This window comes from Pseudomonas paraglycinae (genome assembly GCF_021601625.1).
Classification (GTDB): Bacteria; Pseudomonadota; Gammaproteobacteria; order Pseudomonadales; family Pseudomonadaceae; genus Aquipseudomonas; species Aquipseudomonas paraglycinae.
In genome coordinates this window covers 63794-78245 of the sequence record NZ_BQHR01000016.1, presented here as the reverse complement: position 1 = coordinate 78245, position 14452 = coordinate 63794, and the positions used below count along the sequence as shown (strand labels likewise).

The window sequence follows — 14452 nt, the reverse complement described above, 5'->3', positions numbered from 1 at the left end:
TGCTGCATTGCCATTCCCTGGCGCGATAGGCATTTGATCGGATCATCCCCATCGACCTCGGCGAGGGCATTGTCAGCTCGAAACAAAACACTGTATAAATAACCAGACCTGAAGCCTGGGAGCGGCCTTTATGCTGGTGCACCTGTCCGTACACAACTACGCCATCGTTGAACATCTCGATCTCGAACTCGATCGCGGCATGAGCGTGATTACCGGGGAAACCGGCGCCGGCAAGTCGATCATGCTCGACGCCCTGGGCCTGACGCTCGGTGATCGCGCCGACAGCGGCGTGGTTCGACCGGGCGCCGACAAGGCCGATATCCTGGCGACCTTCGATCTGGCCGACATTCCCGAGGCCAGCGCCTGGCTCGCGGAACGCGACCTGGAAATCGACGGCCCGTGCATCCTGCGCCGGGTCATCACGTCCGAAGGTCGCTCACGCGGCTATATAAATGGCACGCCCTGCCCGCTCGGCGACCTTAAGGCTCTCGGTGAGCTGCTGATCGATATCCACAGCCAGCACGAACACCAATCCCTGCTCAAGACCGACACCCACCGGCGCCTGCTCGACGAATACGCCGGGGCCACCGATCTGGCGCGCCAGGTTCACCTGGCCGCCCAGCGCTGGCGCCAGACCCGTCAGGAGCTAGAGCGCCTTTCCAATTCCGGCGACGAACAGCGCGCGCGCCATCAGCTGCTCAGCTACCAGCTCGAAGAACTGGAAAACCTCGGCCTAGGCGAAAACGAGCTGGAAGAACTGGAGCAGGAACACAAGAACCTGACCAATGCCGAAACCCTGCTCGGCATCTGCCGACAAGTGGTCGAGCAATGCAGCGAAAGCGATTCCGGCAACGTGCTGAATGCCCTGACGGCCAGCCTCAATCGCCTGTCGAGCGTGAACAACTCGGTCGGCGCGCTGGGTGAGGCGAGCAGCCTGCTGACCAGTGCGCAGATCCAGGTCGAAGAAGCCGTCGGCGAACTCAATCGTTTTCTCGACAACTTCGATGCCGATCCAGCGCGCCTGCAATATCTGGAGGAACGTCTGGACTCCATTTACACGCTGGCACGCAAACACCGTATTCAGCCGACGGAGGTGGCAGAGATGCAGCAGAAGCTGCTCGACGAAATCGAAGCCCTCGACGCCAACGATGAATCCATCGAGCGTCTTGCCGAAGAACTCGCATCCTATGCCCGACACTATCAGGAAAAGGCCCGGGAACTGAGCAAGCTGCGTCACCAGGCGGCCGGCAGCCTGGCCAGCGCGGTGGAGCAGGAGATCCAGCGCCTGGGCATGCCCGGCGGTCGCTTCACCATCGAATTGCGCGCCAACAACAGCAGCGAACTACAACCCAATGGCCTGGAGCAGGTTGAACTGCTGGTCAGCGCCAACCCTGGCCAACCCCTGAAGGCCCTGGCCAAAGTGGCGTCCGGCGGTGAGCTGTCACGGGTCAGCCTGGCCATCCAGGTGATTACCGCCCAGACCTCTCGCGTACCGACATTGGTATTCGACGAAGTGGACGTGGGCATTGGCGGTCCGACGGCCGAAATCGTCGGCCAGTTGCTGCGCCGCCTCGGGGATCGCGGACAGGTACTGACGGTCACACACTTGCCGCAAGTCGCGGCCCAGGGACATCAGCACCTGTTCGTGCATAAAGTGCGCGGCGAGCAGGCGACTCACACAGCCGTTTCGAAGCTGAGCAAGAATGACCGTATAGAAGAAGTCGCGCGGATGCTTGGCGGCATCGATCTGACCAAAGAGTCTTTGGCGCACGCGAAAAAGATGGTCGTTACCGCAAAGGTTTAAGCACGCCAGAAAGCACGAAGGCGACCCTTGGGTCGCCTTCGCTCGTTTCGCGAACCTGAAATTCGCGCGACATGCTTACTTTTTGTTGCGTACGTACAGTACGAGATTGTGATCAACCATCTCGTAACCGTGCTTCTCGACGATCGCCTTCTGAAGTTTTTCGATTTCTTCGTCGAAGAATTCGATGACTTCGCCCGACTCCACGTTAACCATATGATCGTGGTGGCCACCGTCGGCCAATTCGAATACCGCGTGGCCGCCGTCGAAGTTGTGACGGACCACGAGGCCAGCCGCTTCGAACTGGGTCAGAACACGGTAAACCGTGGCCAGACCGACATCCTCGCCAGCTTCCATCAACGCCTTGTAGACGTCCTCGGCACTCATGTGACGCTGCTCTGTAGAGTCGAGCATTTGCAGGATCTTGACCCGTGGCAGGGTCACTTTGAGGCCGGCTTTGCGTAGTTCGCTATTTTCAACCATGGTCAGCTTTCTCGCGATGCTGCTTCGCAGCTTCTCTTAATGCGGGTATGATCGGCGTTTACGTTGTCCCAGCCAAGATAGTGGAAGTCGCCCACCGATGCAAAACACCAAGCTCTTGCTAACCAGTTTCACCTTTGTGGGACTGCTCGCACTCGCCGGTTGTTCATTCCCCGGGGTTTACAAAATCGACATCCAGCAGGGCAATGTCGTCACGCAGGACATGATAGACCAGTTACGCCCGGGAATGACCCGGCCGCAAGTACGGTTTATCATGGGTAACCCTCTGCTTGCCGACACGTTCCATGCCAACCGCTGGGATTATCTGTACAGCCTGCAACCTGGTGGCGGTGAACGTCAGCAGGAACGCATGAGTGTCATTTTCGACTCGAATGACCGTCTTGTCAGCCTGTCCGGTGACTTCATGCCGGGCGTCAGCCGTGACGAAGCCATTCTCGGCAAGGACAGTGGCACCAGCGTGACCACTCCTGCTGAAAACGCCGAGCAGCCGACACCGGAAAAACCGGCCAAGCCAGGCTCCTTGCTGGATCAGATCCAGAAGGACGTCGATGGTGTGGAAACCGTTCCGGTTCCAACGCCAGAACCGCTGGACACCTCGCCGCAATAATTTGCGACGCAATAAAAAACCCGGAAATTCCGGGTTTTTTATTGCCTGCAGATCAGCGCATCACTAATTTCTGGCTTTAGCCTCGGCAGCCTTGGCGGCACGCAATCGGCGCACCTCTTTCGGATCAGCCAACAGTGGTCGATAGATCTCGATGCGATCACCTTCCTGAACCTGTCGAGTATCCGGATCAGCAATCACTTTGCCGAAGATCCCCAAAGGACAGCTCTTCAGATCCAGCTCCGGAAATTCAGCATCAATCCCGGACGCCATCAGCGCCGCACGCACCGTCGTACCTTCGGCAACACTGGTTACACGCAACACCTGCCGATCAACCGCCGCATACACCACTTCGATTTCGATCACCGGCTCAACCATGCATCTGCTTGGCGCGCTGGCAGAACGCGTCCACCAGCGTATTGGCCGCCTGATTGAACAAAGGCCCGAGCGTCGCGCGGACCAGCGGCCCGGCGTAGTCGAAAGACAGATCCAGACTGATCTTGCAGGCCTTCTCGTTCAGCGCCTTGAACACCCAGACGCCGTGCAGCTGATTGAACGGCCCCTCCTCCAGGTTCATCTCGATCGACTGACCCGGCACCAGCGTATTGCGCGTCACGAAATGCTGACTGAGGCCGCCCTTGGCCACGCCGACACTGGCGCGCATATGCTCAGGCGAGCTTTCCAGGACTTCAGCAGACGCGCACCACGGCAAAAACTCGGGGTAACGCGCCACGTCATTGACCAGGTCGTAGAGAAATTGCGCCGGATAAGGCAGCAGCGCCGATCGTTGAATATGTGTCGTCATGTAAGCGTCACTTCCAGAGCTGGGCGGCAAACACTACAAGAATGCCGATGGGCGCCACATAGCGCATCAAGAACAGAGACAGGGCGAACAGCGCCGGGCTGCGAATCGACAACTCGTCACGCACCGCCTCACGCCCCATCACCCAACCGGCAAACAGCACGAAGCACAGCCCGCCGAGCGGCAACATGATCCGCGAGGTGAAGAAGTCGATCACCCCAAAGAAGTCCAGGCCACCGGCCGCACCCCATTGGTAGAGATGGAACACCCCGCCATCGTTCACGAAAAATTTGGCTTCCTTCCAGATATTGAAGGAAAACACCGTGCCCAGGCCGACGAACCAGCAAGTGAAGGCCAACCAGAATGTCACCCAGGCACGACTGATTTTAGTCCGCTCGACCAGATAGGCGACCATCGGCTCTAGCAGGGAAATCGCTGAGCTCCAGGCGGCAATGGCCACCAGAACGAAGAACACCACGCCCATCAACTGGCCGAACAGCACGTTACCGAAAGCAAATGGCAGGCTGACAAACATCAGCCCCGGGCCTTCGCTCGGGTTCAAACCACCGGCGAACACAATCGGAAACAAGGCCAGACCGGCCACCAGCGAAACAAAGGTATCGAGCAGCGCCACACCCACGACCGTGCCGGACAGCGAGGCTTCCTTGGTCATGTAGGCGCCGTAGATCATGATCGAGCCCACGCCCACGCTCAGGGAGAAGAACGCGTGGCCCATGGCCGGCAGCAAGCCGTCGAGGACTTTTTCCGGGTGGAAGTCGAACATGAAATGCACGCCTTCCATGAAATGCCCGGTGGTCATGCTGTAACCCAGCAGCACCAGCACCATCACGAACAGCAGCGGCATCATGATCCGCAGGCTGCGTTCGAGCCCGGCGACCACGCCCTTGGCGATCACTACCGCAGACAACAGCATGAAAACCGTGTGCCAAAGTGTCAGGCGCCACGGATCGGAGATGACATTACCGAAATACGCCCCGACCTGATCGGCCGTCGCGCCCTGGAAGTCTCCGCGCCCCATATCAATGATGTAATCCAGCGACCAGCCGCCGACCACACTGTAAAAGGACAGGATCAGCAACGCCGTGATCATCCCGGCGAACGCGCCCCACGACCACTTGCCCGAGTGCCCCGCTTCCAGCGCCAGCACCTTCAGGGCATTCGCCGGACTCTGGCGGGCACGGCGGCCGATCAGGGTTTCGGCGAGCATTACCGGGATGCCGATCAGCGCGATACACGCCAGAAACATCAGCACGAAGGCGCCGCCACCGTAGACCCCGACCATGTAGGGGAATTTCCAGATGCTGCCCAATCCCACGGCCGAACCGGTCGCGGCGAATATGAAAACCCAGCGGCTAGCCCAACTGCCGTGGACAGAAACCTTGTCTGTCGACATCGTTTATCACGCCCAAGCGTTAGAAAAAGAGGCCGCATTGTCCGGGATTCACTCAACCTGCTCAAGCACGCAGCATCACCGTAGCCGACAGCCGTTTATCTCCATATAATGCCGCCCCTATGGCTAAACAGAAGAAACACCCAACAGGGACCATCGCGCAAAACAAAAAGGCGCGACACGATTACTTCATCGAGCACAAGTTCGAGGCTGGTCTGGTCCTGGCCGGCTGGGAAGTAAAAAGTCTGCGGGCAAGCAAACTGCAACTGGTCGACAGTTACGTGTTGCTCAAGGATGGCGAAGCCTGGTTGCTCGGCAGCCACATCACGCCTCTGATGACCGCCAGCACCCACGTCATTGCCGACCCGGTGCGTACCCGCAAGCTGCTGCTCAACCGCCGCGAGCTGGACAAGCTCGCCGCCGCCGTGCAGCAAAAGGGTTACGCCTGCGTGTGCCTGTCCTGGTACTGGAGCAAGCACATGGTCAAGTGCGAGATCGCACTGGGCAAGGGCAAGAAGGAATACGACAAGCGTGACACCGAACGCGAACGCGACGCCGGTCGCGAGTTACAGCGTGCGGTGCGCAACAAGGGCAAGGAAGACTGATTCTTCTGCCTGAATGACCGTTCCCGCGCCTTGCACGGGAGCGGTCTTTTTTACATCCCTTTACGTCGCTCGGCGCGAGCCATGCGCTGCACTTCCTGACGCACCTCTTCCAGCACTTCTTGCACATACAGAATGTGTCGGCTGGACACCTCACGCGCCTGTTCCGCGCGCCCCTCGATAATCGCCAGATACAACTCCCGATGCTGGGTGATCAGCATGTCGCGGGTTTCCGTGCGCTGCTTGTACATGCCACCGATGTTGGTCACGACGTTGCGCTTGAGCAGATCGAACAGCCCGCGAATGGTGTGCAGCAACACCGCGTTATGACTGGCTTCGGCAATCGCCAGATGGAATTTCGCATCCGCCGCGCCCTCTTCCGCCCGGCTCACTTCGTCATGACGCGAATAGCAGTCCTGTAATTCTTCAAACGCAGCCGTCAGCCGTTCACGATCCACATCCGTGGCGCGCAATGCCGCGTAATAGGCGCACGATGCCTCCAGCGTGTGGCGAAATTCCAGCAAATCGCGCTGCGCCTCGGGATTGCTTTCCAGCAATTGCAGCAGCGGATCGCTGAACGTCGAACCGAGGCTATCCACGACATAGTTGCCGCCGCCCTGCTTACTGACCAGCAAACCCTTTGCCGCCAGTTTCTGAATCGCTTCGCGCAACGAGGGCCGGGAAACACCGAACTGTTCCGCCAGTGTCCGCTCGGCTGGCAGACGCTCGCCAGACTTCAGCGTGCCCTCAAGAATCATCCCTTCCAGTCGCTCGACAATGTCGTCAGACAAACGGCGCTGACGTATCTGATCAAACCCCATCACTCAACTCTCCACCATCCCGACCGCTCGCCGGGCTCTCTATTCTGGCCTATCGGCGCGTTGCCGACACCTGCCAGATGACACTTGGGCGACCGGATCAGATCGAGCTCTGCACCGGCGATTCGACAAAAGTTTTAGGGCGGCAAATTGACACACCGACATCAAGGCTTTTACCCTAGCCAACAGCGATTGTAAATTGGTATTACCAATTAACCAAGAACGCTGACAGTGCCTGACCAACAACAATTAGGGGCCACCCCATATGCAAACCTGGCAACAGCTCTACAGCCCGCTCGGCAGTCTCGGCGTGTCCGCACTCGCGGCCGTCATCCCCATCGTGTTCTTCTTCCTCGCTCTGGCGGTGTTCCGCCTCAAAGGTCATGTAGCCGGCAGCATCACGCTCGCCCTGGCGATCCTTGTGGCGATCTTCGCGTTCCAGATGCCGGTCGACATGGCGTTCGCCGCTGCCGGATATGGCTTCGCCTATGGTCTGTGGCCGATTGCCTGGATCATTGTGGCGGCTGTGTTCCTGTACAAACTGACGGTCAAGAGCGGTCAGTTCGAGGTCATCCGCAGCTCGGTGCTGTCGATCACTGACGACCAGCGTCTGCAGGTGCTGCTGATCGGTTTCTGCTTCGGTGCATTCCTGGAAGGTGCCGCCGGCTTCGGCGCGCCAGTGGCGATTACCGCTGCGCTGCTCGTAGGACTGGGCTTCAACCCGCTGTACGCCGCCGGCCTGTGCCTGATTGCCAACACCGCACCGGTGGCGTTCGGCGCACTGGGGATTCCAATCATCGTGGCCGGGCAAGTCACCGGTATCGACGCGTTCAAGATCGGCGCCATGACCGGCCGCCAACTGCCGCTGCTGTCGCTGTTCGTGCCGTTCTGGCTGGTGTTCATGATGGACGGCCTGCGCGGCGTGCGTGAAACCTGGCCAGCCGCACTGGTTGCCGGCCTGAGCTTCGCTGTCACCCAATACTTCACTTCGAATTTCATCGGCCCGGAGCTGCCGGACATCACGTCGGCCCTGGCCAGTCTGATTTCGCTGACCCTGTTCCTGAAGGTCTGGCAACCGAAACGTGCCGCCGGCCAGCACATCGTCGGCGCCGTATCCGCTTCGGTGGTCTCCGCCAGCGTCGGCGGTTTCGGCCAGAAGCGCACCACCGTCGCTTCGCCCTACAGCCTCGGGGAAATCTTCAAGGCGTGGTCGCCGTTCCTGATCCTCACCGTGCTGGTGACCATCTGGACCCTCAAGCCTTTCAAAGCCATGTTCGCCGCCGGCGGTTCGATGTACGCCTGGGTGTTCAACTTCGCGATTCCGCACCTGGATCAACTGGTGATCAAGACCGCTCCGATCGTTGCTGCTCCGACCGCGATCCCGGCCGTATTCAAACTCGATCCGATTTCCGCGACCGGCACGGCAATTTTCTTCTCCGCACTGATCTCGATGCTGGTGCTGAAGATCAATTTCAAAACTGGTCTGACCACTTTGAAAGAGACCTTCTACGAACTGCGCTGGCCGATCCTGTCGATCGGCATGGTGCTGGCGTTTGCCTTCGTCACCAACTATTCCGGCATGTCCTCGACCATGGCTCTGGTGCTGGCCGGTACTGGCGCAGCGTTCCCGTTTTTCTCGCCATTCCTCGGCTGGCTCGGCGTGTTCCTGACCGGTTCCGATACTTCGTCCAACGCGCTGTTCAGCTCGCTGCAAGCGACCACCGCACACCAGATCGGGGTCAACGACACCCTGCTGGTGGCGGCCAATACCAGCGGCGGCGTGACCGGCAAAATGATTTCGCCACAATCGATCGCCGTGGCCTGCGCCGCGACCGGTCTGGTGGGCAAGGAATCCGATCTGTTCCGCTTCACCCTCAAGCACAGCCTATTCTTTGCCACGATCGTCGGTCTGATCACTTTGGCCCAGGCCTATTGGTTCACCGGCATGCTGGTGCATTAAGACTACAAGCGACATGGAAATAACCGACGCCGGTTCGTGATTCCGGCGTCAGCAATTCACAACCCGGTCTGTAAGGCTGCTGAAAGCAACGCGCTCTATATTCGGCAGCCTCAACAGACGGATAACCGGGCCCACCCGGAGACACGCCTGATGAGCGAGCTTTTTTACAACGCCGTGCCCAACGCCACTCGCGTCGCACCGCCACTGCCCGAACCCCGGCAATACCCCAGCGAGAAACCGTCGCGGGTCTACCTGTTCGGCACGTGCGTGGTCGACCTGTTCTATCCGGAAGCCGGGATGGACGCGATCCACTTGCTGGAACGCGAGGGCATTCGGGTCGATTACCCGCAAGGGCAGAGCTGCTGCGGACAACCGGCCTACACCTCGGGTTACACCGAGCAGGCACGGACGGTGGCGCGCTCGCAACTGGCGCTGTTTGCCGGGGACTATCCGGTGGTGGTGCCGTCGGGTTCGTGCGCCGGAATGATCCGCGAGCATTACGCCGACTTGTTCAAGGACGAGCCGGAAACGCTGAAACAGGTTCAGGCCCTCGCGGCCCGCACCTATGAGCTGGCCGAGTTTCTGCTGTTCGTCTGCAAGGTGCAGCTCAAGGACAGCGGCGAGCCGGTCAAAGTGGCGCTGCACACCTCGTGTTCGGCGCGACGGGAAATGAACACCCACCTGCACGGCCGCGAGTTGTTGGCGCAGTTGAGCAAGGTGGAACGGGTCAACCACGATCACGAAAGCGAATGCTGTGGCTTCGGTGGGACATTCAGCGTCCGTATGCCAGACATTTCCGGCGCGATGGTGGCTGACAAGACCCGAGCGTTGAAGGAATCCGGCGCGCATCAGGTACTCAGTGCCGACTGCGGCTGCCTGATGAACATCAACGGCTCGCTGGAAAAACAGCAGGAAGCACTGCGCGGGCAACACCTGGCGAGCTTTCTCTGGCAACGAACCGGAGGTGCGCGATGAGCACTTCCACGATTATTCCTACGGTTGCCGTAGAAGAAGACTTCCGCACCCGGGCGCACAACGCCCTGGGCGATTCGCAGTTACGGAACAACTTCCGCACCGCGATGGATTCACTGATGACCAAGCGGGCAGCGGCTTTCAGCGATGCCCACGAAAGAGAACACTTACGCGCCCTGGGCAACTCGATCAGGGCGCGTGCGCTCTCCAAGTTGCCCGACCTGCTCGAGCAACTGGAACAGAACCTGACCCGCAACGGTGTGACAGTGCACTGGGCGGAAACGGTGGACGAGGCCAATGGCATCGTCCTTTCGATCATCCGCGCTCACGAGGCGCGGCAAGTGATCAAGGGCAAATCGATGGTCAGCGAAGAGATGGAGATGAACCATTTCCTCGAGGCTCGGGACATTGAGTGTCTGGAGTCCGACATGGGGGAGTACATCGTCCAGCTCGACCACGAGAAGCCTTCACACATAATCATGCCGGCAATCCACAAGAATGCCGGTCAGGTCGCGTCCTTGTTCCACGACAAACTTGGCGTGGAATACACCAAGGACGTTGACCAACTCATTCAGATCGGTCGCAGAGTCCTGCGGCAGAAATTCTTCGAAGCGGACATCGGCGTCTCCGGTGTCAACTTCGCGGTGGCCGAAACCGGCACACTGCTGCTGGTGGAAAACGAAGGCAACGGCCGCATGACCACCACCGTGCCGCCGGTGCACATCGCCGTCACCGGCATCGAAAAGGTCGTGGAAAACCTGCGCGACGTGGTGCCGCTGCTGTCATTGCTGACCCGCTCGGCGCTGGGCATTCCGATCACCACCTACGTCAACATGATCTCCGGCCCGCGCAAGGAACACGAACTCGACGGCCCGCAGGAAGTGCATCTGGTACTGCTCGACAACGGTCGCAGCCAGGCCTTCGCTGACAGTGAATTGCGCCAGACGTTGAACTGCATCCGCTGCGGCGCCTGCATGAATCATTGCCCGGTCTACACCCGCGTCGGCGGCCATACCTACGGCGAGGTTTACCCCGGCCCGATCGGCAAAATCATCACCCCGCACATGGTCGGCCTGGCGAAAGTCCCGGATCACCCGAGCGCTTCTTCGTTATGCGGTGCCTGCGGTGAAGTGTGTCCGGTAAAAATTCCTATTCCCGCACTGCTGCGCCGCCTACGCGAAGAGAACGTCAAAGCCCCCGACAGCCCTCATCAAGTGATGCGCGGTCAGGGCAGCAAATACTCGCGCAAGGAACGCTTCATCTGGAACGCCTGGGCGAAGCTCAACAGCTCGCCGACCTTGTATCGGCTGTTTGCGTTTTTCGCCACACGCCTGCGCGCGCTGGCGCCGAACAATGTCGGCCCGTGGACACAAAATCACAGCGCGCCGAAACCCGCCGCCCGCTCACTGCATGACATGGCTCGCGAACACCTGGCCAAACAAGGAGACCGTTGATGAGCGCCAAGCAAAACATCCTCGGCAAGTTAAGGAAAAGCCTGACCGGCACCACGCCGATTGCCGACAACTTCGACGTCGATCTGGTGACCCAGCCTTACACCTACAGCGCCGAACAACGGATCCCGCAACTGCGCAAATTGATGGAAGCGGTGCACACCGAAATCCACCTGAGTTCCGCTGATGGGTGGCCGGCGTTACTGGCGCAATTGCTGCGTGACCGCCAGTTGCCGAGCCTGTTGATCGCACCGACTACACCTCACGGGCAGCGCATCACACAACACTGGGCGAACAATCCTGATCTGCCGGCGCTGAAGTCCTACGACCGGCCGATGGAAGAGTGGAAAGCCGAGTTGTTCAACGACACTCCGGCCAGCCTGACCGGCACCCTCGGCGCCATTGCCGCCACCGGCAGCCTAATTCTCTGGCCGACCCGCGAAGAACCACGGCTGATGAGTCTGGTGCCACCGGTGCATTTCGCCCTGCTCAAGGCCAGCCAGATCCGCGACAACTTCTATCAGGTGCAGCGGGAATTCGAGTGGGCGCAAGGTATGCCGACCAATGCGCTGCTGGTGTCCGGCCCGTCGAAAACCGCCGACATCGAACAAGTCCTGGCTTACGGCGCTCACGGCCCGAAAGACCTGGTGGTGTTGATCCTGGAGGACCAATGACCTTACCGGCGACTTTCCTGCGCGATGCGCAGCAACTGATTCCTGCCGAACGGCGTTTCGACGATCCGCTGTCGACCTTGGCCTTCGGCACCGATGCCAGCTTCTACCGGTTAATTCCGCAACTGGTGATCCGCGTCGAGTCCGAAGACGAAGTGGTGGCGCTGCTGAAACTGGCCCAGCGCGATCAGGTTCCGGTGACCTTCCGCGCTGCCGGCACCAGCCTGTCCGGCCAGGCGATCAGCGATTCGGTGCTGATCGTGCTTGGGGATAACTGGAACGCGCGGGAGATCCGCGGACAAGGCACACAAATTCGCCTGCAACCGGGGGTGATCGGTGTCCAAGCCAATGCGTGGCTGGCGCCATTCGGGCGCAAAATCGGCCCGGATCCGGCTTCGATCAACGCCTGCAAGATCGGCGGCATCGTCGCCAACAACGCCAGCGGCATGTGCTGCGGCACTGCGCAAAACACCTATCACACGCTGGCCGGGATTCGTCTGGTACTGGCCGACGGCACACGTCTGGATACCGAAGATGCTGCCAGCGTCGAGGCGTTTCGAGTCAGCCACGGTCAATTGCTGGAACGACTGGCGACCTTGGGCCGCGAGACCCGCGCCAATGCCGAACTCGCTGCACGAATCCGCCACAAATACCGTCTGAAAAATACCACCGGCCTGTCGCTCAACGCCCTGGTGGATTTCGATGAGCCTGTGGATATCTTGAGCCACTTGCTGGTCGGTTCCGAAGGCACTCTCGGTTTCATCAGCGCCGTGACTTACGACACGGTGATCGACCATCCGAACAAGGCCTCGGCGCTGATCGTATTCCCGGATGTGGAAACCTGCTGCAACGCCGTCACCGTGCTGAAAAGCCAACCGGTGTCGGCCGTGGAACTGCTCGACCGCCGCAGCCTGCGCTCGGTGCAGGACAAACCCGGCATGCCGGCTTTCGTACAGCAGCTGTCGAACAATGCCTGCGCGCTGTTGATCGAATCCCGCGCCGCTTCTTCCACTTTGCTGCAGGAACAACTGGCGCAGATCATGGCCTCGCTCAGCGCCTTCCCGGTGGAGAAACAGGTCGACTTCACCGAAGACCCGGTCGAAAACGCCCGCCTCTGGGCGATCCGCAAAGACACCTTCCCCGCCGTCGGCGCCGTGCGCAAGACCGGCACCACGGTGATCATCGAAGACGTGACCTTCCCGGTCGAGCAACTGGCCATCGGCGTAAACCGCTTGATCGAGTTGTTCGACAAACACTCCTACGACGAAGCGATCCTTTTCGGACACGCGCTGGAAGGCAATCTGCACTTTGTCTTCACCCAAGGCTTCAACAGCGCGGAAGAAGTCGCACGCTATCAGGCGTTCATGGACGACGTGGCGCAACTGGTAGCCGTGGAGTTCGGCGGCTCGCTGAAGGCGGAGCACGGCACCGGGCGCAACATGGCGCCCTTCGTCGAACTGGAATGGGGCAGCGACGCCTATCAATTGATGTGGCAGCTCAAACGCCTGCTCGACCCCAACGGCATTCTCAATCCGGACGTGGTGCTCAGCGAAGATCCGCAGATCCACCTCAAGCACCTGAAACCGCTGCCGGCGGCCGACGAGATTGTGGATAAATGCATCGAGTGCGGTTTCTGCGAACCGGTCTGCCCCTCGAAAGGCCTGACCCTGAGCCCGCGCCAGCGCATCGTGATCTGGCGCGATATCCAGGCGCGAAAACGCGCCGGGATCGACACCACCGAACTGGAAAAAGCCTACGACTACCAAGGCATCGATACCTGCGCCGCGACCGGCTTGTGTGCGCAACGCTGCCCTGTAGGAATCAACACCGGCGAGCTGGTGAAAAAGCTGCGCGGCCGTCACGCGACACATACGAAAACCGCCAACCTGATCGAAGGAAATTTCGCCACCACCCTGCAAGGTGCGCGTTTCACCCTGCATGTGGCCAACGGTGCGCGGATGTTGTTGGGGGCACCGCGCCTGGCGAAGCTTTCGGCGACCCTGACGCGACTGTCCAAAGGTCAGGTGCCGCTGTGGACCAACGCGATGCCGCAGCCGGAAAAAGCCCTTCGCTTCAGCCCGGCCGTGTCGGACGAACGCCCGCGCGTCGTGTATCTGGCAGCCTGCGTCTCGCGGGTAATGGGGCCGGCGGCGGGCGACAAGGAGCAGATGTCTCTGTACGACAAAACCCGTGGCCTGCTGGAAAAGGCCGGGTATCAAGTGGTGTTCCCGGACAATCTGGACAACCTCTGCTGCGGCCAACCCTTCGCGTCCAAAGGCTATGCCGAACAGGCCGAACACAAGCGTCAGGAGCTGATCGGCGCGCTGCTCCAGGCCAGTCGCGGCGGGCTCGATCCGATCTATTGCGACACCAGCCCCTGCACGCTGCGGCTGGTGCAGGATGTGGGAAATGTTCGCCTGGATCTGTATGACCCTGTGCGCTTCATCCGTACGCATCTGATGGATCGTCTCGACTTCACCCCGCAGGAAGCACCGATTGCCGTTCACGTGACCTGCAGCACTCAGCATCTGGGGGAAAGCCAGGCGCTGATCGACCTGGCACGCAAATGCAGCAAGACGGTAGTGATCCCGGAAGGCATTCACTGCTGCGGTTTCGCCGGCGACAAGGGTTTCACCACGCCGGAGCTCAACAGCCATTCCCTGCGAAGGCTCAAGAATGCGGTGCAACAGTGCAGCGAGGGGATTTCCACCAGCCGCACCTGTGAGATCGGTCTGACGCAACATGGCGGCATCGACTACCACGGTCTGGTGTATCTGGTGGACCGGGTAACCCGGGCCAAAGCCCCCGCAACCGCCGTCTGAAGAAAAATAGAACCCTTGCGAGCGACCGCAGTCCACA

13 protein-coding genes are annotated in these 14452 nt (G+C 60.1%); 8 read left to right on the top strand and 5 right to left on the bottom strand.

Annotated features, from left to right (window positions below):
• Window positions 1-130 precede the first annotated feature (130 nt).
• Window positions 131-1804, top strand: a complete 1674-nt coding sequence (gene recN / locus L6D82_RS22150; RefSeq protein WP_236191655.1) for a DNA repair protein RecN — start codon at window positions 131-133, stop codon at window positions 1802-1804.
• 75 nt (window positions 1805-1879) lie between these two features.
• On the opposite strand, the gene fur is transcribed toward recN, so the two are convergent.
• The gene (gene fur / locus L6D82_RS22145; RefSeq protein ID WP_039769149.1) at window positions 1880-2284 is read right to left on the bottom strand and encodes a ferric iron uptake transcriptional regulator; all 405 of its coding nucleotides are present in this window, start codon (window positions 2282-2284) and stop codon (window positions 1880-1882) included.
• 97 nt (window positions 2285-2381) lie between these two features.
• Here fur and L6D82_RS22140 point away from each other — a divergent pair, with 97 nt between their 5' ends.
• Complete coding sequence (locus L6D82_RS22140) at window positions 2382-2909, top strand: outer membrane protein assembly factor BamE (protein WP_102717856.1); 528 nt, start codon at window positions 2382-2384, stop codon at window positions 2907-2909.
• A gap of 63 nt (window positions 2910-2972) precedes the next feature.
• On the opposite strand, the gene L6D82_RS22135 is transcribed toward L6D82_RS22140, so the two are convergent.
• Genes L6D82_RS22135 through L6D82_RS22125 form a run of 3 tightly spaced genes read right to left on the bottom strand, consistent with a single transcriptional unit; the run spans window position 2973 to window position 5122 of the window.
• Window positions 2973-3284 carry an RnfH family protein gene (locus tag L6D82_RS22135; RefSeq protein WP_236191653.1) on the bottom strand — a complete coding sequence of 104 codons (312 nt, stop codon included), beginning with the start codon at window positions 3282-3284 and terminating at the stop codon, window positions 2973-2975.
• Complete coding sequence (locus tag L6D82_RS22130; protein WP_129972375.1) at window positions 3277-3711, bottom strand: type II toxin-antitoxin system RatA family toxin; 435 nt, start codon at window positions 3709-3711, stop codon at window positions 3277-3279. Before L6D82_RS22130 ends, L6D82_RS22135 begins: the two co-directional genes overlap by 8 nt.
• Window positions 3712-3718: 7 nt before the next feature.
• A complete protein-coding gene (locus L6D82_RS22125) occupies window positions 3719-5122 on the bottom strand; it encodes a sodium-dependent transporter (RefSeq protein ID WP_085746876.1) in 1404 nt (467 codons plus the stop codon).
• 119 nt (window positions 5123-5241) lie between these two features.
• Between L6D82_RS22125 and smpB the strand changes: the two genes are divergently transcribed.
• Entirely contained in the window at window positions 5242-5724 is a 483-nt protein-coding gene (gene smpB / locus L6D82_RS22120) for an SsrA-binding protein SmpB (RefSeq protein ID WP_007953781.1), read from the top strand.
• A 50-nt stretch (window positions 5725-5774) separates the two neighbouring features.
• Here smpB and L6D82_RS22115 read toward each other — a convergent pair whose 3' ends face one another.
• Complete coding sequence (locus L6D82_RS22115; RefSeq protein ID WP_102717858.1) at window positions 5775-6542, bottom strand: FCD domain-containing protein; 768 nt, start codon at window positions 6540-6542, stop codon at window positions 5775-5777.
• Between the two features lie 262 nt (window positions 6543-6804).
• Between L6D82_RS22115 and L6D82_RS22110 the strand changes: the two genes are divergently transcribed.
• From L6D82_RS22110 to L6D82_RS22090, 5 genes are all read left to right on the top strand, one after another.
• Entirely contained in the window at window positions 6805-8499 is a 1695-nt protein-coding gene (locus L6D82_RS22110; protein WP_085746875.1) for a lactate permease LctP family transporter, read from the top strand.
• A 150-nt stretch (window positions 8500-8649) separates the two neighbouring features.
• Window positions 8650-9474, top strand: coding sequence for a (Fe-S)-binding protein (locus L6D82_RS22105; RefSeq protein ID WP_236191645.1), 825 nt, complete (start codon window positions 8650-8652; stop codon window positions 9472-9474).
• Entirely contained in the window at window positions 9471-10925 is a 1455-nt protein-coding gene (locus L6D82_RS22100) for a LutB/LldF family L-lactate oxidation iron-sulfur protein (protein WP_085647650.1), read from the top strand. The genes L6D82_RS22105 and L6D82_RS22100 overlap by 4 nt, the downstream gene beginning before the upstream one ends.
• Window positions 10925-11596 (top strand): LutC/YkgG family protein, encoded by a 672-nt coding sequence (locus tag L6D82_RS22095; protein WP_236191643.1) that lies wholly within the window; start codon window positions 10925-10927, stop codon window positions 11594-11596. Before L6D82_RS22100 ends, L6D82_RS22095 begins: the two co-directional genes overlap by 1 nt.
• Window positions 11593-14415 (top strand): FAD-binding and (Fe-S)-binding domain-containing protein, encoded by a 2823-nt coding sequence (locus tag L6D82_RS22090; RefSeq protein ID WP_236191640.1) that lies wholly within the window; start codon window positions 11593-11595, stop codon window positions 14413-14415. The genes L6D82_RS22095 and L6D82_RS22090 overlap by 4 nt, the downstream gene beginning before the upstream one ends.
• Window positions 14416-14452: the final 37 nt, after the last annotated feature.